This is a genomic window from Halomonas sp. C10-5, from assembly GCF_057169305.1.
This window is the reverse complement of sequence record NZ_CP175665.1, coordinates 1603837-1625557: the sequence shown is the minus strand read 5'-3', so window position 1 is coordinate 1625557 and position 21721 is coordinate 1603837. Positions and strand designations below refer to the sequence as shown.

21 protein-coding genes are annotated in these 21721 nt (G+C 65.9%); 9 read left to right on the top strand and 12 right to left on the bottom strand.

What is annotated here, in order from left to right:
• Positions 1-22 precede the first annotated feature (22 nt).
• The 5 genes from ACJ7IV_RS07550 to ACJ7IV_RS07530 all read left to right on the top strand — a co-directional run bounded on the left by ACJ7IV_RS07550 (position 23) and on the right by ACJ7IV_RS07530 (position 4169).
• Positions 23-892, top strand: a complete 870-nt coding sequence (locus ACJ7IV_RS07550) for an acyltransferase (protein WP_483866451.1) — start codon at positions 23-25, stop codon at positions 890-892.
• Positions 856-1779, top strand: coding sequence for a LysM peptidoglycan-binding domain-containing protein (locus tag ACJ7IV_RS07545; protein ID WP_483866450.1), 924 nt, complete (start codon positions 856-858; stop codon positions 1777-1779). Before ACJ7IV_RS07550 ends, ACJ7IV_RS07545 begins: the two co-directional genes overlap by 37 nt.
• A gap of 94 nt (positions 1780-1873) precedes the next feature.
• Positions 1874-3028 (top strand): glycosyltransferase family 4 protein, encoded by a 1155-nt coding sequence (locus ACJ7IV_RS07540; RefSeq protein WP_483866449.1) that lies wholly within the window; start codon positions 1874-1876, stop codon positions 3026-3028.
• Positions 3000-3542: a phosphatase PAP2 family protein gene (locus ACJ7IV_RS07535; protein ID WP_483866448.1), complete on the top strand. Its 543-nt coding sequence runs from the start codon at positions 3000-3002 to the stop codon at positions 3540-3542. The genes ACJ7IV_RS07540 and ACJ7IV_RS07535 overlap by 29 nt, the downstream gene beginning before the upstream one ends.
• A 24-nt stretch (positions 3543-3566) precedes the next feature.
• A complete protein-coding gene (locus ACJ7IV_RS07530) occupies positions 3567-4169 on the top strand; it encodes an alpha-ketoglutarate-dependent dioxygenase AlkB family protein (protein WP_483866447.1) in 603 nt (200 codons plus the stop codon).
• 180 nt (positions 4170-4349) lie between these two features.
• Here the strand turns inward: ACJ7IV_RS07530 and ACJ7IV_RS07525 are convergent, their stop codons facing one another.
• On the bottom strand, positions 4350-5756 hold the full coding sequence (locus ACJ7IV_RS07525; protein WP_483866446.1) for an alanine/glycine:cation symporter family protein: 1407 nt from the start codon (positions 5754-5756) through the stop codon (positions 4350-4352).
• A 561-nt stretch (positions 5757-6317) separates the two neighbouring features.
• On the opposite strand from ACJ7IV_RS07525, the gene gcvH reads away from it, so the two are divergent.
• On the top strand, positions 6318-6710 hold the full coding sequence (gcvH, locus tag ACJ7IV_RS07520) for a glycine cleavage system protein GcvH (RefSeq protein WP_213311569.1): 393 nt from the start codon (positions 6318-6320) through the stop codon (positions 6708-6710).
• Between the two features lie 102 nt (positions 6711-6812).
• A complete protein-coding gene (gene gcvP, locus ACJ7IV_RS07515; protein ID WP_483866445.1) occupies positions 6813-9707 on the top strand; it encodes an aminomethyl-transferring glycine dehydrogenase in 2895 nt (964 codons plus the stop codon).
• An 89-nt stretch (positions 9708-9796) separates the two neighbouring features.
• On the opposite strand, the gene ACJ7IV_RS07510 is transcribed toward gcvP, so the two are convergent.
• Positions 9797-10720 carry a LysR family transcriptional regulator gene (locus ACJ7IV_RS07510; protein WP_483866444.1) on the bottom strand — a complete coding sequence of 308 codons (924 nt, stop codon included), beginning with the start codon at positions 10718-10720 and terminating at the stop codon, positions 9797-9799.
• A 99-nt stretch (positions 10721-10819) separates the two neighbouring features.
• Between ACJ7IV_RS07510 and ppnN the strand changes: the two genes are divergently transcribed.
• Positions 10820-12181: a nucleotide 5'-monophosphate nucleosidase PpnN gene (gene ppnN, locus ACJ7IV_RS07505; RefSeq protein WP_483866443.1), complete on the top strand. Its 1362-nt coding sequence runs from the start codon at positions 10820-10822 to the stop codon at positions 12179-12181.
• Between the two features lie 97 nt (positions 12182-12278).
• Here ppnN and ACJ7IV_RS07500 read toward each other — a convergent pair whose 3' ends face one another.
• Both ACJ7IV_RS07500 and ACJ7IV_RS07495 read right to left on the bottom strand, forming a co-directional pair.
• On the bottom strand, positions 12279-12644 hold the full coding sequence (locus ACJ7IV_RS07500) for a hypothetical protein (RefSeq protein ID WP_483866442.1): 366 nt from the start codon (positions 12642-12644) through the stop codon (positions 12279-12281).
• 1 nt (position 12645) lies between these two features.
• Positions 12646-13110 (bottom strand): flavodoxin domain-containing protein, encoded by a 465-nt coding sequence (locus ACJ7IV_RS07495; protein ID WP_483866441.1) that lies wholly within the window; start codon positions 13108-13110, stop codon positions 12646-12648.
• A 202-nt stretch (positions 13111-13312) separates the two neighbouring features.
• Here ACJ7IV_RS07495 and ACJ7IV_RS07490 point away from each other — a divergent pair, with 202 nt between their 5' ends.
• Entirely contained in the window at positions 13313-13522 is a 210-nt protein-coding gene (locus ACJ7IV_RS07490; protein ID WP_483866440.1) for a DUF2788 domain-containing protein, read from the top strand.
• Positions 13523-13596: 74 nt separating this feature from the next.
• Here ACJ7IV_RS07490 and ihfA read toward each other — a convergent pair whose 3' ends face one another.
• The 8 genes from ihfA to ACJ7IV_RS07450 form a co-directional block, all read right to left on the bottom strand.
• A complete protein-coding gene (gene ihfA, locus ACJ7IV_RS07485; protein ID WP_213311572.1) occupies positions 13597-13899 on the bottom strand; it encodes an integration host factor subunit alpha in 303 nt (100 codons plus the stop codon).
• An 89-nt stretch (positions 13900-13988) separates the two neighbouring features.
• The gene (pheT, locus tag ACJ7IV_RS07480) at positions 13989-16370 is read right to left on the bottom strand and encodes a phenylalanine--tRNA ligase subunit beta (RefSeq protein ID WP_483866439.1); all 2382 of its coding nucleotides are present in this window, start codon (positions 16368-16370) and stop codon (positions 13989-13991) included.
• A 40-nt stretch (positions 16371-16410) separates the two neighbouring features.
• Positions 16411-17430: a phenylalanine--tRNA ligase subunit alpha gene (gene pheS / locus ACJ7IV_RS07475; protein ID WP_483866438.1), complete on the bottom strand. Its 1020-nt coding sequence runs from the start codon at positions 17428-17430 to the stop codon at positions 16411-16413.
• A gap of 127 nt (positions 17431-17557) precedes the next feature.
• Positions 17558-17911, bottom strand: coding sequence for a 50S ribosomal protein L20 (gene rplT / locus ACJ7IV_RS07470; RefSeq protein ID WP_013332273.1), 354 nt, complete (start codon positions 17909-17911; stop codon positions 17558-17560).
• A 37-nt stretch (positions 17912-17948) separates the two neighbouring features.
• Positions 17949-18143, bottom strand: a complete 195-nt coding sequence (gene rpmI, locus ACJ7IV_RS07465) for a 50S ribosomal protein L35 (RefSeq protein WP_023006837.1) — start codon at positions 18141-18143, stop codon at positions 17949-17951.
• A 114-nt stretch (positions 18144-18257) separates the two neighbouring features.
• Positions 18258-18800, bottom strand: coding sequence for a translation initiation factor IF-3 (infC, locus tag ACJ7IV_RS07460; protein ID WP_282040319.1), 543 nt, complete (start codon positions 18798-18800; stop codon positions 18258-18260).
• 11 nt (positions 18801-18811) lie between these two features.
• Positions 18812-20731 (bottom strand): threonine--tRNA ligase, encoded by a 1920-nt coding sequence (gene thrS, locus ACJ7IV_RS07455; protein WP_483866437.1) that lies wholly within the window; start codon positions 20729-20731, stop codon positions 18812-18814.
• Between the two features lie 273 nt (positions 20732-21004).
• Positions 21005-21658, bottom strand: coding sequence for an OmpA family protein (locus ACJ7IV_RS07450; RefSeq protein WP_483866436.1), 654 nt, complete (start codon positions 21656-21658; stop codon positions 21005-21007).
• Between the last annotated feature and the right edge of the window lie 63 nt (positions 21659-21721).

The following is a 21721-nucleotide window of genomic DNA, read 5'->3' as shown; positions in this document are numbered from 1 at the left end:
CCGGCCACCAATGGAGACCCGCATGTCGACCCTCCGGGGCATCGTCAGCCTGCTGCTGCTCACCCTGACCACCCTGCTGTGGGGCCTGCCCCTGCTGCTGATGACACTGGTGAAACTGATCACCCCCGGGCACCGCCTGCGCCTGGCGGTGCTCAGGGTACTCAATGCGATCGCCCTCAACTGGATCGGACTCAACCTGTGGTGGATGCGACACTGGCTGAAGCCACGCTTGGAGATCGAGCTACCGGAGGGCATCTCGCGCCAGCACGGCTGGCTGGTGCTCTCCAACCATCGCAGCTGGACCGACATCTTCGTGCTGTTCTTCGCCCTGCACCGGCGCATCCCCATGCCCCGCTTCTTCCTCAAGCGACAGCTGATCTGGGTCCCCATCGTGGGGCTGGCCTGGTGGGCCCTGGAGTTCCCCTTCATGCGCCGCATGAACGCCGAGCAGCGCGCCCGCCACCCCCACCTCGCCCGTCGCGACCAGGAGGCCACGGAACGCATGTGCCAACGCGCCCGGGAGATGCCCATCGCCATCTTCAATTTCGTCGAGGGCACCCGCTTCACTCCCGCCAAGCACGCCGCCCAGGACTCGCCCTATCGGCATCTGCTCAGGCCCCGCGCCGGTGGTGTAGCCCAGGTCCTCAATCTGCTCGGCGACCAGCTCGCAGGCATCCTCGATGTCTCCCTCCACTATGACAATCCGCGCCCCACCTTCTGGGGCTACCTGTGCGGCCGCGAGGGTCGCATCGTGATGCATGCCCGTCTCCTGCCGGTCGAGGACTGGATGCTAGGCGGCAACTATCAGGATAATGCCAGCGACAAGGAACGCTTCCACTCATGGATCAATGCGCTTTGGCACCAAAAGGACGAGCGGCTCTCGCACTTCTGATCGCCCTGCTGCTGATGCTGACCGGCTGTGCCTCGCAGCCGTCGGAGAGGACCACACGGGATGCGGCCGAGGCCTCCCGTCTCGGCGGCTGGGTCAGTGTGCAACGTGGCGACACCCTGGGCGAGCTGGCGAGCCGTGCGGGCGTGCCCCTGGAGCGCCTGCAGCGCTTCAATCCGGATGTCGACGCCAGACGCCTGGAGGTGGGTCAGCGCCTGTTGATGCCGACCCAGCGTGAGCGTGCACCATACCGGGGGCCCTACCGCTATCAGGTGCGCCCCGGGGACACCTACTCGAGCATCGCCCGGCGCTTCCACACCCGTGCCTCGCGCATCCAGGCCGCCAACCCGGGCGTCGAGCCCACCCGCCTCGAGGTCGGCCAGCTGATAAGCGTGCCCCTGGCCACGGGCACTTCCCGCAGCGACTCCCGGAACACGGCAAGCAGCAATTCGAGCTCGAGCAGCGCGGCACCCGGCCGCCGCGCCAGCCTGCCCGATCCGGGCGACCTGCCGAGCTCGGCCCGCCGCTGGCCCTGGCCATTGGACGACTATCGCATCGTGCGTCCCTACGGCACCGACAGCCGAGGCACCCTGCAGCCGATGCTGCTGGCCACGGAACGAGGCGCTCGGGCCAAGGCCGTAGCGGCCGGCGAGGTGCGCTATGCCGGCAGCATGCGCCAGCTGGGCAAGGTGGTGATCGTCCACCACCCCGACAACCTGCAGAGCGTCTATGCCCTCTGTGAGCGACTGCTGGTGGAGAATGGCCAGTCAGTGGCGCAAGGCGAGGCCCTCTGCGAGGTGGGGTACAGCAACGCCACCGAACGCCACGACCTGCTGTTCGACCTCCGCCACGGTGGCAAGCCAGTGAATCCTCGCGGCGTGCTGCGCTGACATGGGCGCTTAACGCGCCTGTCGCCGAGCTGTCATCGACCGCCACCATCCTTGACGACAATCGGGCACACGCCCGCCTGCGACGAGGATGGAGATGCGCATCTGCCTGGTCAGCGAGACCTGGACGCCCGAGATCAACGGTGTCGCCCACACCCTGGCACAGCTGAGCCGTGAACTGCTCGGCCGCGGCCACCGCCTGGAGCTGGTCCGCCCACGCCCGCCGGTGCCCGGCGCCGCCGAGGGCCTGGCGGGAGAACTCCAGGTCCCGGGCCTGGCCGTGCCCGGTTATCGCCAGGTTCGCTTCGGCCTTCCCGCCGCGCGCCGCATCACCCGGCGGTGGCGAGAGTCGCCACCCGATGTGGTCTACCTGGCGACCCAGGGACCGCTGGGCTGGTCCGCCCAGCAGGCCGCTCGCCGCCTCGGCCTGCCCGTGGTCGCGGGCTGGCACACCAACTTCGACCACTACTGCCGGGACTACGGCATGCCCTGGCTGGCACCGCTGGTGGAGGCCCGCCTGCGCACCTTCCACAACCGCTGTGCGGCGACCCTGGTGCCGACCCGCACCCAGGCCGATGACCTGCGCCGCCGTGGCTTCCAGGACCTGCGCTGCATGGCCCGGGGTATCGATGGCACGCGCTTCACTCCGGGCTACCGCGACGAGACCCTGCGACGGCGCTGGGGCGCGGGCCCGCATACTCCGGTGGCACTCCATGTCGGCCGACTCGCGCCCGAGAAGAACCTCGACCTGCTGCGTGACAGTTTCCAGGCGATGCGCGCCGCTCACCCCGAGCTGCGCCTGGTCATCGTCGGCGACGGCCCCTCCCGGCGCAGCCTGGAGCGCAGCCTGCCGGAGGCCCATTTCGCCGGCTTCGTCTCCCCCGAGTTGCTGGCTCGTCACTATGCCAGCGCCGACCTATTCCTGTTTCCCTCGCTGTCGGAAACCTGGGGCAACGTACTGCTGGAGGCGATGGCCAGCGGCCTGGGGGTGGTTGCCTTTCGCCACGCCGCCGGCGCCGAGGTGATCGACGACGGACACAATGGCCTCTCGGTTGCCGCCGGCGACGAAGCGGGCTTCCGCGAGGCCGCCGTGGCGCTCTGCCAGCACCCCGCCCGCTGGGCTCAGCTGGGACGAGCCGCTCGCCGGAGAGCCCTCGACTACACTTGGCCCGCGATCGCCGACAGCTTCCTCTCCACCCTCGAGTATGCCCGGGAGAAACGCCATGAGACCGCTCGCCCCTGCCGTGTTTGAACGCCTCGACCTGTTCGAGTGGCATCTCTGTCGACGCCTGGGCCGCTACAACCTCTACCGCCCCTGGCTGAACACCCTGCGTCTCGCCAGTCACCTGGGTGACTGGCCGGCCTGGGTGGTGCTGATCGCTGTCCAGCCCCTGCTGCAACCGGAGAAAGGCTGGCAATACCTGCTCCAGTACTCGTTCACCGCACTGCTTGCGATCGGCGTCTATCGGCTGCTCAAGACGCGACTGTGTCGCGAACGCCCCTTCATCACCTTCATCGGCAACGTCAGTCGACAGGCACCGGCCAGGGACCGCTACAGCTTCCCCAGCGGTCACACCATGCATGCGGTGATGTTCCTGGTGCTGACCGCAAGCCACCTGCCGTGGCTGGCCCCCTGGCTGGTGCCACTGGTCGCACTGATTGCCCTCTCCCGGGTCGGCCTGGGCCTGCACTATGCCAGCGACGTGCTGGCCGGGGGCCTGATCGGTCTGCTGTTCGCGTGGGGTAGCCTGGCCCTCGTCGGTTGATGCGTCCCATGGCATTCTTGGTGCATGCCGATCGAGACCCTGCTTGCCGACCCGCCGTTGTGGTTTGTGGCCCCCCTGCTCGGGGAACCCGACGCCAACGCCCTGCTCGCCACCCTGGATGCCGAGCTCGCCTGGCAGCGTCCCACCCTGCGCCTCTACGGACGCGAACACCCCATCCCGCGACACCAGGTCTGGATGGGCACCCCGGAGGCCTGCTACCGCTACTCCGGCCGTGAGTTCCTCCCCGAGCCCTGGCATCCCGCCGTGGCCGATCTCCGCGATCGGGTGATCAGCGTGCTGGCTGCCGCCGGCATCGATGCCCGCTTCAACAGCGTCCTGCTCAACCGCTACGCCAGCGGCGAGGAGCGCATGGGCTGGCACAGCGATGACGAACCCGAACTCGGCGACGACCCGCTGATCGCCGCGGTCAGCCTGGGCACCGAGCGTCCGTTGCGCTTTCGCTGGAAGCGCCGCGAGGCTCCGGCCTTCAATGTCTGGCTGCCCCATGACAGCCTGCTGGTGATGGGGCCGGGTGTGCAGCGGCGACTGCAGCATGCCCTGCTGCCACGCCGCCTGCCGGGAGTACGTATCAGCCTGACCTTTCGCCAGGTGATTTCCCCGCGGTGAACAGGACCTGCTGAATCGAGGCCTCACGGCCAAGTCATGATGATCATCAGAGATAACGGTATATATCTCCGGGCATCGCCAATCCCATGAACGATGCCACTTCATACCACCGTATGGTGCCCCGATACGCGAAGAGGCGCCCCGCAGGGCGCCTCTTCGGCCGTCATGGCGAGCGCGGCATCACGACTTGTCGTGATCCAGCTCCTCGCCCGGCAGCACTTCCTCGCCATTGAAGTAGGCGCGGGCCAGCTTGAACACCACCGGCGACAACAGGGCCAGGGCGATCAGGTTGGGAATGGCCATCATGGCATTGAAGGTATCCGCCATCAGCCAGATGAAGCCCAGCTGGGCCATGGCACCCAGCGGGATCGCCAGCACGAACAGCACCCGGTAGAGCATGATGGAGCGGGTACCGAACAGGAACTGGAAGCACTTCTCGCCGTAGAACGACCAGCCCAGGATGGTGGTGAAGGCGAATACCGCCAGCGCCAGCGAGACGATCTGGTTACCCATGCCCGGCAGCGCCTCATCGAAGGAGAGTGCGGTGAGCGATGCCCCCGCCTCACCGGTTTCCCAGACACCGGCCGTCAGGATCACCAGGGCGGTGATGGAGCAGACGATGATGGTATCGATGAAGGTACCCAGCATGGCGATCAGGCCCTGGCGAACCGGGTTCTTGGTCTGCGCCGCGGCGTGGGCGATGGGCGCGCTGCCCAGGCCCGCCTCGTTGGAGAAGACGCCACGGGCGACACCGAAGCGGATCGCCGCCATCACCGCCGCACCGGCGAAACCGCCCATGGCGGCGTGCGGGTTGAAGGCGTAGTAGAAGATCATGCCGAAGGCGTCGCCGATCTGGCCGGCATTGATGGCCAGCACGACCAGGCCGGCGAGCACGTAGAGGATGCCCATGATCGGCACCAGCTTGCCCGCCACCTTGGCGATACGCTTGATGCCGCCGAGGATGACCGCCCCGGCCAGCACCATGATCACCACACCGGTGATCCAGTGCGGCAGGCCGAAGGTGGAGTCCAGGGCATCCGCCACGGAGTTGGACTGCACGGTGTTGCCGATACCGAAGGCCGCCACGGCACCGAAGAAGGCGAAGGCGCCGGCCAGCCACAGCCACTTACGTCCCAGGCCGTTCTTGATGTAGAACATCGGGCCGCCGACGTGATAGCCGGTGCTGTCCGTCTCGCGGTAACGGACCGCCAGCACGGCCTCGGAGAACTTGGTGGCCATGCCCACCAGCGCCGTGATCCACATCCAGAACACCGCACCGGGACCACCCAGGGCGATAGCGGTGGCCACGCCGGCGATGTTGCCGGTACCGATGGTGGCGGAGAGCGCCGTCATCAGGGCGTTGAAGGGAGAGATTTCGCCCTCTTCCTCCTTGGTCTTGGTCTCACCGGGGGCCAGTTTGCGGTCGCGCCCTTGCCACATCAGCTTGAAGCCGGTGCCAAGCTTGCGGATCGGCATCAACTTGAGGCCGGCCTGCAGATAGATACCCACCCCGAGCAACAGGATGAGCATCAATGGCCCCCACACCACGCCGTTGATGGCGCCGAAGATACTGTTCAAGGTTTCCACGTGAATCTCCCTAAGCGATTATTGTTGTGCGCTGGGGTTCGCCGGAAGGCAAGTGCAGCCCTGCTTTCGCGAGAGTCGATCGCTGCCGCCACACGGCAACAGCAGCACATGATCTATCGCGATCCGGCTTGCCAGGGGCGCGAACCTCAACGCAAGCCCGCGTAACATAGCGGATTCTATGGTCACTACACCACCCAGACGAACGACGCAGGTTCAACACAGACGGTGCAAGGTCAGGCACGAGTTTCCAATCAGAAACATGTCGACCTGCCATGCTAGCCGTCGGCTGTCAGCAGAGACCGGCTGCCAGCCCGCGTCGCCTGAGCAACACCGTCAGCCCAGAGGCGGTCAACGGGGCCAGTTGTGGCTGACCGTCCACTGCATGGCAACTGGTGTGCCTGGCCTGGAACAGTCCAGGCTGGACGAATCCGCCACGACGGGCCACCCTGAATGGCGAGTCCTCGCCCTGCGCCTTTGGCGAACGTTGACGGGCTCGCCAAACGCCATCAATGGCGGTAACATTCGCCCTACCTGGAAACTCTTTTCTTATAGGAAATTTCGATGAGCTCAATTCCTGCCAATCTGCGTTATGCCGAAAGCCACGAGTGGGTCCTCGACAACGGCGACGGCACCGTCACCATCGGCATCAGTGACCACGCCCAGGAGTCTCTGGGTGACGTGGTGTTCGTCGAACTGCCCGAGGTCGGCCGCACCCTCGAGCTCAAGGAAGAGTTCGGCGTGGTCGAGTCGGTCAAGGCCGCCTCCGACCTCTATGCTCCGGTGGCCGGCGAGGTCATCGAAGTCAACGAGTCGCTGGAAGATGCTCCCGAAACACTCAACGAGTCGCCCTACGAGGATGGCTGGATCATGAAGGTGCGCCTCGCGGATGCCACTCAGCTCGACGACCTGCTCGACGCCGACGGCTACGAGGCCGTGGCCAGCGCCGACGACTGATCCCGCACGACCTGCTCCACTCCCCGACCCGCCGGGTCGGGGTCCCGACGATCTGCCGTGTCGCCCTTCGGCGACCGGCCCTTTTCATCGACAGGGTGTTACATGGCTCTCGACAACCGCCGCCTGGCCGACCTGGCCGCTCATGATGCCTTCATCCAACGCCACAACGGCCCTCGCGAGCAGGACGTGAAGGCCATGCTCGCCGAACTCGACATGGCGAGCCTGGACACCCTGATCGAACGCACCGTACCCGCCGATATCCGCCTCGGGAATGAACTCGACCTCGACCCGCCCAAGGGCGAGGCCGAGGCGCTAGCCTACCTCAAGCGCCTGGCGGCACAGAACCGCCCCTTCAAGAGCTACCTGGGCCAGGGCTACCACGGCACCCACCTGCCCACGGTGATCCAGCGCAACGTGCTGGAGAACCCCGGCTGGTACACGGCCTACACCCCCTACCAGCCCGAGATCTCCCAGGGCCGCCTGGAGGGCCTGCTCAACTTCCAGCAGGTGGTCATGGACCTGACCGGCATGGAGCTGGCCAACGCCTCGCTGCTCGACGAGGCCACCGCCGCCGCCGAGGCCATGGCCCTCTGCCGCCGCGCCAACAAGAAGGTCAAGAGCGATGTCTTCTTCGTCGCCGATGATGTCCTGGCCCAGACCCTGGACGTGGTGCGCACCCGTGCCGCCTACTTCGGCTTCGAGCTGGTGGTGGCACCGGCCGAGCAGCTCGCCGAGGTGGAGGCCTTCGGCGCCCTGCTCCAGTACCCCGGCGAGAGCGGGCGGGTGAGCGACCTGGCACCGCTGCTCGAGACGGCCAGGGAGCGCGGCATCATGACCTGCGTGGCCGCCGACATCATGGGTCTGGTGCTGCTCAAGGAGCCCGGTGCCCTGGGTGCCGATATCGTGGTCGGCTCCACCCAGCGCTTCGGCGTGCCCATGGGCTTCGGCGGGCCGCATGCCGCCTTCTTCGCGACTACCGACAAGCTCAAGCGCTCGATCCCCGGGCGCATCATCGGCGTCTCCAAGGACAGCCGTGACGGCCAGGCCCTGCGCATGGCGATGCAGACCCGCGAGCAGCACATCCGCCGCGAGAAGGCCACCTCCAACATCTGTACCGCCCAGGCGTTGTTGGCCAATATCGCCGGCTTCTATGCGGTCTACCACGGCGCCGAGGGGCTACGCACCATCGCCGGCCGTATCCACCGTCTGACCACCCTGCTGGCGATGGGCCTGCAGGAGAAGGATGTCACCCTGGCCTACGACAGCTGGTTCGACACCCTGCGCCTGACCGGCATCGATGCCGGCAAGATCCATGGCCGCGCACTCACCCACGAGATCAATGTTCGCTACTTCGACAATGGCGACGTGGGCATCAGCCTCGACGAGACCACCACCGCCCACGACCTCGACGTGCTTTTCGACGTGCTGCTGGGCGAGGAGCATGGCCTCTCGGTGCGCGAACTGGACGAGCGCGCCGTCGCCGAAGGGGCGAGCGGGATTCCCGCCGCCTGCCGTCGCGACAGCGACTTCCTGACCCACCCCACCTTCACGCGCTACCGCAGCGAGACCGAGATGCTGCGCTACCTCAAGCGCCTGGAGAACAAGGACCTGTCGCTGGCCCACGCCATGATCCCGCTGGGATCCTGCACCATGAAGCTCAATGCCACCAGCGAGATGATCCCGATCACCTGGCCGGAATTCGCCGAGGTGCACCCCTTCGTGCCCCGCGACCAGGTGGCCGGCTACAAGCAGATGATCGACGAGCTCTCCGCCTTCCTGGTGGAGATCACCGGCTACGACCACATCTCCATGCAGCCCAACTCCGGCGCCCAGGGCGAGTACGCCGGGCTGGTGGCCATTCGCCGCTACCAGGCCTCCATCGGCGAGGGGCATCGTGACGTCTGCCTGATCCCCAGCTCCGCCCACGGCACCAACCCGGCCTCGGCGGCGATGGTCGGCATGAAGGTCGTGGTGGTGGAGTGCGATACCGACGGTAATATCGACATCGATGACCTGCGCGCCAAGGCCGAGAAGCACGCCGATGCCCTCTCGGCGATCATGATCACCTACCCCTCCACCCACGGCGTCTTCGAGGCCGGCGTGCGCGAGGTGTGCAAGCTCGTACACGACTACGGCGGCCAGGTCTACGTGGATGGCGCCAACATGAACGCCCAGGTGGGCCTCTCGCGCCCCGGTGACTTCGGCGGCGACGTCAGCCACCTCAACCTGCACAAGACCTTCTGCATTCCCCACGGCGGTGGCGGCCCGGGGATGGGGCCGATCGGTGTCAAGGCGCATCTGGCGCCCTTCGTCTCCAACCATGTGGTCACGCCCATCGACGGCGTCAACGCCGAGTGCGGCGCGGTGGCGGCGGCGGCCTTCGGCAGCGCCTCGATCCTGCCGATCTCCTGGGCCTACATCAAGATGATGGGCGCCCGCGGCCTGCGTGAGGCGACCGAGCTTGCCATCCTCAACGCCAACTACATCGCCGCGCGCCTCGGTGACCACTACCCGGTGCTCTACAAGGGCCAGAACGGTACCGTGGCCCATGAGTGCATCATCGATATCCGCCCGCTCAAGGCGAGCTCCGGCATCAGCGAGGAGGACATCGCCAAGCGCCTGATGGACTACGGCTTCCACGCCCCCACCATGTCTTTCCCGGTGCCCGGCACACTGATGATCGAGCCCACCGAATCGGAGTCGCGTTACGAGATCGACCGCTTCTGCGACGCCATGATCAGCATCCGCGAGGAGATCGCCCGCGTTGAGGCCGGCGAATGGCCCGCCGACAACAACCCGCTGGTCAATGCGCCGCACACCCAGGCCGACCTCATGGACGCAGCCTGGGAGCGCCCCTACTCTCGCGAGCTCGGCGCCTTCCCCAGCGAGGCGGTCAAGGCGGCCAAGTACTGGCCGGCGGTGAACCGGGTCGACAACGTCTTCGGCGACCGTCAGCTGATCTGCTCCTGCCCGAGCATCGACGAGTATCGTGACTGACGCCACGCCGGCGTGCGCATGACACGACAGGGCCCCGCCATGGCGGGGCCCTGTCGCGTTCGGGGGCAGGCGCCGCTGGTGAGGCGGTGCTAGAGCGACGGCCCCACCTCGGCGGGATCACCGTAGCCGTGCAGTGCCACACGCCGCTGCTCACGGAAGTCCTCCAGCAGGCGCACATAGCGCCGCGGCATCTCGCTGCCCGCCCGGGTCACGCAGTACAGCGTCTCGTGTACCGCCACGGGCAGCTCCAGCGCCTTGACCTGGCGCTGCCAGGGCGAGGTCTCCAGCACCGGGCGTGAAACCACGGTGAAGCCCAGCCCACGTGCCACGGCATCCAGCACCATGCCCACCTCGTTGGTGAACCCCTGGCGGCGAAAGTGGCTCATGGAGCGAAACTCCCGGGGGAAGTTGCTGCGCAGCAGGGTGCTGGCATGGTTCAGGCCGTCGAAGTAGCTGATGAAACCGATCCCCATCAGTTCGGCCAGGCCGGTACCGGTGAAGTCCGCCGGCACCACCAGGCAGAGCGGCTCACGGTGCCAGGGGGTCACGTCCAGATCGGGGTGGCGCATGGGCTCGGTAACGATGCCCAGGTCATAGCGCCCCGCCAGCACGTCCTGGGCGATCTCCTGGTTGAAGGCGAAGCTGTAGCTCACCGTCAACCCGGGATACATCTGCTGCTGGCCGAGCAGGAAGGGGTAGAGCATGGCGCCCACGCTGCCCGGCGACGCCAGCCGACAGTCACCCGAGTAGGTGGAGTCGGCATCCAGCGAGTGACGGAACTGCTCATGCTCGGCGAACAGTTTGAGGGCATAGTCATACACCCGCCGGCCGGCCTCGGTCAGGGTGAAGCGTCGGCCGTGACGCTCCAGCAATGACTTGTCCAGATAGCCCTCGAGCTTGCGCACATGCTGGCTGACCCCGGGTTGGGTCATCTCCAGGCGGTGTGCGGTCTGGGTAAAGCTGCCGGTCTCGACCAGGGTGATGAAGGTACGAAAGTAGAGCGCATTGAACATGGCGGATCACACGGCGAGTGGAGCGACGATTCTATCACTGCCGTCCCACCCGGCGTGATAGCATCACGGGGCACTTTACCGCACGACAAGGACGCCAGCATGCCCGACACCATCTCCAGCATCATCTCACCGGAAGGCAGCCTCGAGATCCTCTCCCAGCACGAGGTGGCGCGCCTTCACGACACCTCCCGCGCCGGCCTGCACGACCTGCTGCGCTGCTGCGCCCTGGCCGTGCTCAACTGCGGCTCGCCCATCGACGACAGCCTGGCGCTGCTGGAGGCCTATGCGGACTTCGATATCGAGGTGATTCCCCAGGATCGCGGCATTCGCCTCAAGCTGACCAATGCCCCGGCCGAGGCCTTCGTCGACGGCAAGATGATACGCGGCATCCGCGAGCACCTCTCTTCCGTGCTGCGCGATATCGTCTACGTCTACAACGAGATCCAGGGCCACCAACGCTTCGACCTGACCACCGCCGAGGGCACCACCAACGCGGTATTCCATATCCTGCGCAAGGCCGGCACCCTCAAGCCCGGCGTCGACCCGAGCCTGGTGGTGTGTTGGGGCGGACACTCCATCTCCCGCGAGGAGTACGACTACAGCAAAGACGTGGGCTACCACCTGGGCCTGCGTGAGCTGGATATCTGCACCGGCTGCGGCCCCGGCGCCATGAAGGGGCCGATGAAGGGCGCCAACGTCGCCCACGCCAAGCAGCGCCGGCACCAGGGGCGCTACCTGGGCGTTTCCGAGCCAGGTATCATCGCCGCCGAGGCCCCCAACCCCATCGTCAACGAACTGGTGGTGATGCCCGATATCGAGAAGCGCCTGGAGGCCTTTGTGCGTCTCGGCCACGGCATCATCGTCTTCCCCGGCGGCGTCGGCACCGCCGAGGAGATCCTCTACCTGCTGGGCATCCTGCTGCACCCCGACAACACCGACATGAAGCTGCCGGTGATCTTCACCGGCCCCGCGAACAGCGCCGACTACTTCGCCCGCATCGACGAATTCCTGACTTATACCCTCGGCGAGCAGGTGCGCAGCCGCTATCGCATCATCGTCGATGACCCCGTCGAGGTGGCGCGCACCATGCGCAAGGGCATCGACGAGGTGGCCGACTACCGTCGAGCCCGCCAGGATGCGTTCTACTTCAACTGGCGGCTGACCATCGACCGCCACTTCCAGGCCCCCTTCGAGCCCACCCATGCGGCCATGGCGAGCCTGACGCTCGATCGCGAGCAGCCGGTCCATGAGCTGGCCGCCAACCTGCGGCGCGCCTTCTCCGGCATCGTCGCCGGCAACGTCAAGGAACAGGGCATCCGCGCCATCCAGGCCCACGGGCCCTTCCGCCTGCACGCCGAGCCGGAGCTGATGGCGCGCCTGGATGCGCTGCTCGACTCCTTCGTCGCCCAGGGGCGCATGAAGCTTACCGGTGACTATGAGCCCTGCTATACGCTCGGATAAGGGGCAAGGGGAAATACACCAGGGTTCACGTACGCAAGGAGCAAGCCAAGGAGTTTCCTTGTCGCTTGCTCCTTGTGGCTTGTAGCTGATGGCTGGCCTAACGCGGCGCCTTCACCCAGAGCGACAGGGCGTGGAGCAACAGCCCCAGGGTGGCGCCGTGGGCGAGCCACAACTCCCAGCCGATGAAGTCACTGAACAGGGCATGCCAGCCCCCCATGCCGGCCAGGCCGGCCACCAGGCAGAGCCCCAGGCGGCTCAGCAGGCGCGGCAGGCGCAACCGCTCCGGCGCGGCCAGCAGCCGCCACTGCAGTACGCCCACCAGGCAGACCACGGCCAACGCCATCAGGATCAGGTTGAAGCGGCTCTCATGCCCCCCCACCAGGTAGCGCGGCAGGGTGGCAAGCATCAGCAGCGCAAGGCCGAGCACCAGGCTGAGCCGTTCCGGCGTCGGCTGGGCCCCCATCTCAGGCGACCTTCAACTGCTGTGACTCGATCCACTCCTCGACCCAGGGCAGCGCGGCATCGTCGGCCATGAAGGTCTCCATGGCGTCGATCTCCAGGCGCTCGCCCAGGCGGGTGGCGCCCTGCCCCGCGAGCAGTTCGTCGAGCTGGCGGCCGGCGCCGCAGAAGGTCTCGCCGTAGGAGCTGTCGCCAAGGGCGATCAGCCCGTAGCGCAACCAGCCGAGCCCGGGGCTCTTCTCGGCGATGGCATTGGCGAAGGAGGCGAAGGCCCCGGGGTAGTCGCCACTGCCGGTGGTGGAGACGCAGAACAGCGCGAGGTCGGTGGTCTCGGCGTCGAGATCATCCAGGGTGGGGTTCTCGAGGATGGCGACCTCGTATCCGGCCTCCTCGAACAGCGGCTTGACCTGCTCGGCGACGTCCAGAGCGCCGCCATACATGGTACCAACGAAGATCTTCAGCATGGGCATGTCACTGTAGTACCTGAGAAATTTTCTCGGATACTAACACGTCTCGTGGACCCCTCGCATCCGTCGCGTCGTGCCGGCCCAGCTCCTCACCTCCAACTGAATCTGGATCAAGGCCGTGGCATTTCGTCGCAGGGTTCACACTGCGGCAGGGCCCTATATCCGACTAGAATGGTGGGTCTTGTAGCCCCCTGACGGAGATATCATGCAGCAGACCTTCGAGGCGTGGATCACCCCGCTGATGATCGGCGGGCTGATCGTGTTCATGTGTTTCATCATCTGGGACCTGGCGAAGAAGTCCAACGCCGGGCGCTTCGGCACCATCATGCTGTTCGTGGTACTGGGCGCGGGCATGCTCGGCTATGTACTCAAGGTGATCATCACCTGGATGCTGGAAAACGGCGGCGCCGTATAGCAACCACACCGGGTACGTGAAAGCAGAGGGCCACCCCGTGGGGTGGCCCTCTGCTTTCGATGGCTACGGGACATTCAGTGGTGTTCGCCATCATAGCCTTCCACCTGGCTCTTCAGTTTCTGCCCGGGGCGAAAGGTCACCACCCGCCGCGCGGAGATGGGTATCTCCTCCCCCGTCTTGGGGTTGCGGCCGGGCCGCTCACGCTTATCGCGCAGGTCGAAGTTGCCGAACCCTGACAGCTTGACCTGCTCGTTCTCGCGCAGGCAGCCGCGGATCTCGTCGAAGAAGGCCTCCACCATGGACTTGGCCTCCCGCTTGGAGAGACCGAGTTCGGCATGCAGGTGTTCGGCCAGCTCCGCCTTGGTCAGTGCACCCATCGTCACTCTCCCCTCTAGGCCCATCCCGGCCCATCCCGGGTGTGTTAGACGGCCGACACCTGCCTGCCTTGCCCCGTCCTGAACGGCACCTAACCGCGCAGCTCCGCTCCCAGGTGCTGACGAGACTCGTTGACGATGGCATCGACCAACTTGTTGATTTCCTCGTCATTGAGCGTGCGCGAAGGATGCTGCCAGGTCAAGCCCAGGGCGACGCTCTTGCGCCCTTCCGGTACGCCCTTGCCCTGGTAGAAATCGAACAGGCGACACTCGATCAGCCACTCGCCGGCCTCCTCACGCAGGGTATCCAGCAGCGCCTGCACCGGGAGGTCCTCGTCGACCAGGAAGGCCAGGTCACGGCGCACCTCGGGGTAGCGTGACAGCGGCATGAAGGCCGGCACCCGGCCCTGGGTCAGGGCATCCAGACGCACCTCACAGAGTACCGCATCGACCTTGAGACCCAGCTGGGCGCGTACCGCCGGATGCAGGGTGCCGATCCAGCCGGCCTCCTCGCCACGGTGCAGGATGCGTGCACACTGCCCCGGGTGAAGCGACGGGTGCTCGGCGGGCTCGAAGCGCCACGCCTCGGCATCGCCACCCATGGCCAGCAGGCTCTCGAGATCGCCCTTGAGATCGAAGAAGTCGACCCGGGCGCGGTCTCCCGCCCAGCCTTCCGGCTCGCGGCTGCCACAGGCCAGGGCACCCAGCATCGGCACCTGCGCCAGGTTGTCGAGCTCCCCCCGGAACACCAGGCCGGTCTCGAACAGCCGTACCCGGCTCTGCTGCCGATTGAGGTTGTGTTGCAGCGCCCTCACCAGGCCCGGGAAGAGGCTGGCCCGCATCACCGAGAGATCCGCGGAGATGGGATTAGCCAGCACCGGAGACACCGCCTCGGGCAGCAGCGTCTTCTGCAGCTCGGGCGCCACGAAGCTGTAGGTCACCGCCTCCTGATAGCCACGAGCCACCATCTGGCGGCGCAGGCGGGCCAGCGGAGTACGCGCCTCATGATCCGGGCGCAGCCCCAGGCGCGCCTGGGGGCGACGCACGGGCAGACGGTTGTAGCCGTGGATGCGGGCCACCTCCTCGATCAGGTCCTCCTCGATGGCGATATCGAACCGCCAGCTGGGAACCTCCACTCGCCAGCCCGACTCGGTGGTCTCGACCTGCATTCCCAGGCGCTCGAGGATCTCGCCGACCTCCGCGGCGGGGAGCGCCTTGCCCAGCGCCTGCTCGAGGCGTGCGCTGCGCAGCGTGACACGCCGCGCCGTCGGCAGGTGCGCTTCGCTGGCCACCTCCACCAGGGGGCCGGCCTCGCCGCCGACGATCTGAAGCAGCAGCGCGGTGGCACGCTCGGCGGCCTCGCGGGCGAGCAGCGGGTCCACGCCACGCTCGAAGCGGTGGGAGGCGTCGGTGTGCAGGCCATAGGTACGCGCCTGACCGGCTACCGCCAGGGGAGTGAAGAAGGCCGACTCGAGGAAGATGTCACGGGTCTGCTCGCTGACTCCCGAGTGCTCGCCGCCCATCACGCCGGCGATGGCCAGCGGACCGCGTTCATCGGCGATCACCAGGGTGGAGGCGTCGAGACTGACCTCCTGGCCGTCGAGCAGCACCAGGCGCTCACCTTCCCGGGCTAGCCGCACGATCACCGTGCCCTGCAGGTTGGCGCGATCGAAGGCGTGCAGCGGCTGACCCAGCTCGAGCATCACATAGTTGGTGACATCCACCACCGGGTCGATGCTGCGCACGCCGCCACGCCGCAGGCGCTCCACCATCCACAGCGGCGTCTCGGCGCTGACGTCGACGCCCGTGATCAGGCGTCCGATATAGCGCGGGCAACGCTCGGCATCCTCGACGCGCACCGGGAAGGTCGCCTCGTGGCTCGCCGCCACCGGCGCGCTCGTCGGGCCCTGGACCGCCAGACGGTTGAGCACCCCTACCTCGCGAGCCAGCCCCTTGAGGCTCAGGCAGTCACCCCGGTTGGGCGTCAGGTCGACCTCGATGGTGTGATCGTCGAGCCCCAGCCAGGCACGGAAGTCCTCGCCTGTCGGTGCCGTGGCGGGAAGCTCCAGGATGCCCGGGGAGGTCTCCTCCTCGAGGCCCAGCTCCGAGGCGGAACAGATCATGCCGCGGGACTCCTGGCCACGCAGCTTGGCCTTCTTGATCTTGAAGTCACCCGGCAGCACGGCACCGACCCGGGCAAAGGGTACCTTCTGCCCCGCTGCGACGTTGGGCGCCCCGCACACCACCTGCACCGGCTCGCCGCTGCCGTCATCGACTCGGCAGACGCTGAGCTTGTCGGCATCCGGGTGCTGAGTCTTCTCCAGCACCTCGGCCACCACCACACCGGCGAAGGTCGCGGCGACCGGCTCCACGGCATCCACCTCGAGGCCAGCCATGGTGATCTGGTCGGCCAGGGCCTGGGTTCCGAGCTGAGGCGAGACCCACTCGCGCAGCCACTGTTCGGAAAATTTCATCGCAAATCCTATCGCTGTGTTCTGCTTATCCGGTGGACGATCAGGCGAACTGGCGCAGGAAGCGCAGGTCGTTGTCGAAGAACAGCCGCAGGTCATTGACCCCGTAGCGCAACATCGCCAGGCGCTCGGCCCCCATGCCGAAGGCGAAGCCGGTGTAGCGCTCGCTGTCGATGCCGGAGTGACGGAACACCTCGGGATGCACCATGCCGCAGCCCATCACCTCCAGCCAGCCGCTGTGTCCACAGACCCGGCAGCCCTCGCCGCCGCACATCACGCACTGGATATCGACCTCGGCGGACGGCTCGGTGAAGGGGAAGTAGGAGGGGCGGAAGCGAACGGAGAGATCCTCACGCTCGAAGAAGGCGTGCAGGAAGTCCTCGATGGTCCCCTTGAGGTCCGCGAAGCTCACATCCTCGTCCACCAGCAGCCCTTCCACCTGATGGAACATGGGCGTATGGGTGAGATCCGAGTCGCTGCGATAGACCCGCCCCGGACACACGATACGGATCGGCAGCTTACCTTCCTTCATGGTACGCACCTGCACCGGCGAGGTGTGGGTGCGCAGCAGCCGGGTGGCGTCGAAGTAGAAGGTGTCGGCCATGCCCCGCGCCGGGTGATGGGCGGGTATATTGAGGGCCTCGAAGTTGTGGTAGTCGTCCTCGATCTCGGGACCGACCGCCACGTCATAGCCGATACGGGTGAACAGCCCCTCGATACGCTCCAGGGTGCGGGTGACCGGGTGCAGCCCGCCGCTGGGCTGGCCACGACCGGGCAGGGTCACGTCGAGCCGCTCGGCGGCGAGGCGCGCCTCCAGAGCGGCCTTCTCGAGGCTCGCCTTGCGCGACTCGAGCTCGGCCGTCAAGGCCTGCTTGGCCTCGTTGATACGCTCGCCGGCGGCCGGGCGCTCGCCGGCGGGCAGCTTGCCCAGCCCCTTGAGCAGCGCGGTGATCTCGCCCTTCTTGCCGAGGTAGTGCACGCGCAGCTCTTCCAGGGCCGCGATGCTGTCGGCGGCCTGGATCGCCTCGCGGGCCTCGGTGACCAGGTTGGGAAGGTGGTCCATCCGTTGCGCTCCGAATTCGATACGTAAAACACAGGGCTAAAAAAAACAGGGGAAGAGCGGCTGCTCTTCCCCTGCGACGTCTGCAGCCATACGGCAGATACCGTACGGCCGGAAATGACGCTATCTCTTACTGGGCAGCCTTGGCCTTCTCGACGATGGCAGCAAAGGCTGCCTTCTCGTTGACGGCCAGGTCCGCCAGGACCTTGCGGTCAATCTCGATGCCGGCCTTCTTCAGGCCACCAACGAAGCGGCTGTAGGACAGGCCGTGCTGGCGTGCGCCGGCGTTGATGCGCTGGATCCACAGGGCGCGGAACTGACGCTTGCGCTGACGACGGTCACGATAGGCGTACTGGCCGGCCTTGATGACCGCCTGCTTGGCGACGCGGAAGACACGGCTGCGGGCACCATAGTAACCCTTGGCCTGCTTGAGAATCTTCTTGTGACGGCGACGGGCGACGACGCCCCGCTTGACACGAGTCATGGCTTACTCCTGACGAAAAATGGGTTCTACCAAGGGCTTAGAGGTTGGGCAGCATCCGCTGGATGAGCGCCTTGTCCGCGTCGTGGATCTGCTTCATGCCACGCAGATGACGCTTCCGCTTGGTGGACTTCTTGGTCAGGATGTGGCTACGGAACGACTGCTTGTGCTTGAAGCCGTTGGCCGTCTTCTTGAAGCGCTTGGCAGCGCCGCTGTTGCTCTTGATCTTCGGCATGAGAATAACTCCGCTCGAGGTTCTTCAGAAAACCCGAGGCCGACGCGAGACACTCATGCCTCCCGCCCGTTTGACCGGCCACCGGATCACTTCTTTTGGTACTGCTGGTACCGCTTACTGCTTCTTCTTGGGGGCAATGATCATGATCATCTGGCGGCCTTCCATCTTGGGGAAGGACTCCACGGTCCCGAGCTCCTCGAGGTCGGCGGCGATCCGCTCCATCAGCTTGCGGCCGATGTCCTGATGCGCCATTTCACGACCACGGAAGCGCAGGGTGACCTTGCCCTTATCACCGGCTTCGAGGAAGCGCGTCAGGTTCTTCATCTTGACCTGATAGTCGCCCTCGTCGGTGCCAGGCCGGAATTTCACTTCCTTGACCTGAATCTGCTTCGTCTTCTTCTTCTGGGCAGCCTTCTGCTTCTTCTGCTCGAAGACGAACTTGCCGTAATCCATGATCTTGCAGACGATCGGATCGGCATTGGAGATCTGCACGAGATCCATACCGGCGGCTTCGGCACGCTCCAGCGCCTCGCTGGTGGGCACGATGCCCAGCTGCTCGCCGTCGCTGTCGATCAGGCGAACCTGATCCTCGGTAATGCGCTCGTTCATCGGGGGGCGCTTATCCTGGACGCGCCCTCTTGGGTTGCTACGCTTGATGTTCCGTCTCCTTAGGCAATTGACGAATGTCTCTCACCGAGTTCGTCACCGAGGCGGGCCATGAGTTCATCGACCGTCATGGTGCCAAGGTCCTCACCGCTGCGCGTACGCAGGGCAACCGAGTCGGCTTCGACTTCCTTATCTCCCACCACCAGGAGATAGGGAACTTTCTGCAAGGTATGCTCGCGGATTTTAAAGCCGATCTTCTCATTCCTCAAGTCCGCCTTGACGCGCAAGCCGAATTTCTGCAGACGACGCTCGAGATCCAGCACGAATTCGCGCTGGGAATCGGTGATATTGAGGATCACCGCCTGCTGTGGCGCGAGCCACAGCGGCATGGCACCGGCGTAGTGCTCGATGAGGATACCCAGGAAGCGCTCGAAGGAGCCCAGTATCGCACGGTGCAGCATCACCGGTGTCTTGCGTGCGCCGTCCTCGTCGACGAACTGGGCGCCGAGGCGGCCGGGCAGGTTGAAGTCGAGCTGCAGGGTGCCGCACTGCCAGACACGATTGAGGCAGTCGCGCAGGGAAAACTCGATCTTGGGTCCGTAGAAGGCCCCCTCACCCGGTTGCAGCTCCCACTCGAGGCCGGTGGCATCGAGGGCGGCCTCGAGCCCCGCCTCGGCACGATCCCACAGCTCCGGCTCGCCCATGAAGTCATCGGGACGAGTCGACAGCTTGAGCTCCACATCGTCGAAGCCGAGATCCTGGTAGACCTTGAGGGTCAGGGCGATGAACGCCTCGGCCTCGGACTGGATCTGCTTCTCGCTGCAGAAGATATGGGCGTCGTCCTGGGTGAAGCCGCGTACGCGCATCAGGCCATGCAGGGAGCCGGAGGGCTCGTTGCGGTGACAGCTGCCGAACTCCGCCAGGCGCAGCGGCAGGTCCCGGTAGCTCTTCAGCCCCTGGTTGAACACCTGTACGTGACAGGGGCAGTTCATGGGCTTGATGGCGTAGTCGCGCTTCTCCGACTCGGTGGTGAACATCAGCTCGCTGTAGTGGCCCCAGTGGCCGGACTTCTTCCACAGCGAGAGATCCACCACCTGGGGCGTCTTGATCTCCTGGTAACCGTTCTCGATCTGGACCCGGCGCATGTACTGCTCCAGGGCCTGATACATGGTCCAGCCGTTGGGGTGCCAGAACACCATGCCCGGCGCCTCCTCCTGGAGATGGAAGAGGTCCATCTTGCGCGCCAGCTTGCGGTGATCACGCTTCTCCGCCTCCTCGAGGCGCTTGAGGTAGGCCTTGAGCTGCTTCTTGTCGGGCCAGGCGGTGCCGTAGATGCGGGTCAGCATCGGCTTCTCGGCGTCGCCGCGCCAGTAGGCACCGGCCAGCTTGGTCAGCTTGAACGCCTTCAGGTGCCGGGTATTGGGCACGTGGGGGCCCCGGCACATGTCGATATACTCTTCGTGATGATAGAGGCGGATACTCTCGCCTTCCGGAATCTCGCGCACGATCTCCTGCTTGTAGGGCTCATCGCGATGCAGGAAGGTGAGCATCGCCTTGTCACGGTCGACGTACTCGCGGACCACATCATAGCCCTTGTCGATCAGCTCCTTCATGCGCTTCTCGATGGCTTCCAGGTCCTCGGGGGTCGCCGAGCGGCCGAAGTCGATATCGTAGTAGAAACCATCCTCGATGACCGGGCCGATGGCCATCTTCGCCTCGGGATAGAGCTGCTTGACGGCATGGCCGATCAGGTGGGCACAGGAGTGGCGTACCACCTCCAGGCCTTCGGGATCCTTGGCGGTGAGGATGGCCACCTCGGCGTCATGCTCGATGATGTCGGCCGCATCGACCGGCACACCATTGATCTTGCCGGCCACGCAGGCCTTGGCGAGTCCGGGGCCGATATCCTCGGCCAGCTGCATCACGGTAAGCGGTTCGTCGAAGCGTCTCTGGCTGCCGTCGGGCAGGGTCACGATGGGCATGCAGGGGTCCTTTCGCGCAGTGGTGGCCCATACGAAAGACCACATGTCGCAGTGAACGAAGAATGGAAGCGTAGTGTCAGCCGGAGACCGACCATCGCCGGCGGCGTCGAACGCCAGGCGAGACGGTGTCGGCCCGTGCCGGGTGACGCGCTACGATAGCAAAGCGCCAGGTCGGGCGCCACAGTCCAGGCGCAGCAGCCCAAACGCAGCAGGGGCGCCCGAAGGCGCCCCTGCCTCGCGAACTCAGAGAGTTCGCTTGAGATTGAACCGAACTTACTGGCTCATGATCTCGACGCGACGGTTCAGGGCACGGCCTTCGTCGGTCTCGTTGGTGGCGACCGGGCGCTCCTCGCCATAACCCACGGTACGCATGCGATCACCGGCAACGCCCTGACTCATCAGGTAGCTGGCCACGGAATCGGCACGATCCTGGGAGAGACCCAGGTTGTACTCGTTGGAGCCCACGGCATCGGTGTGACCGGCGATGGTCACGCGAACCTCGGGGTTGTTGTTGAGAGTACCAGCCACCTGGTTCAACTCGGAAGCGGCACCGGGGCGCAGCTCCGCAGAGTCGAAGGCGAAGGTGACGTCGCTGGAGAGGGTCACCGGCTCGAACTCGGGCTCCGGCTCGGGCTCCGGCTCGGGCATCGGCTCGGGCTCGGCTACCGGCTCCGGAGAGTCGGCGCACAGCATGGCACCGATGGTGGCACCCGCAGTCCCGCCGATGGCAGCACCGGTGTCCTCATCGGACTCACCGCTGGTGGCATAACCGATACCACCGCCGATCACGCCGCCGGCCAGGCCACACACCATCGGGTGCTGGTACCAGGGCTTGTCGACAGAGGAGGTCGTGTTGGAAGTGGCACAGCCGGAGAGGCCGACCACCAGAGCAGAACCGAGCAGCAAGCCAGTCGTGGACTTCTTCATATGAAACTCCTTCTCTTTTCTTTTATCGCTCCAGGGCAGGCAACCGCTTACCGCCTTCCCAGA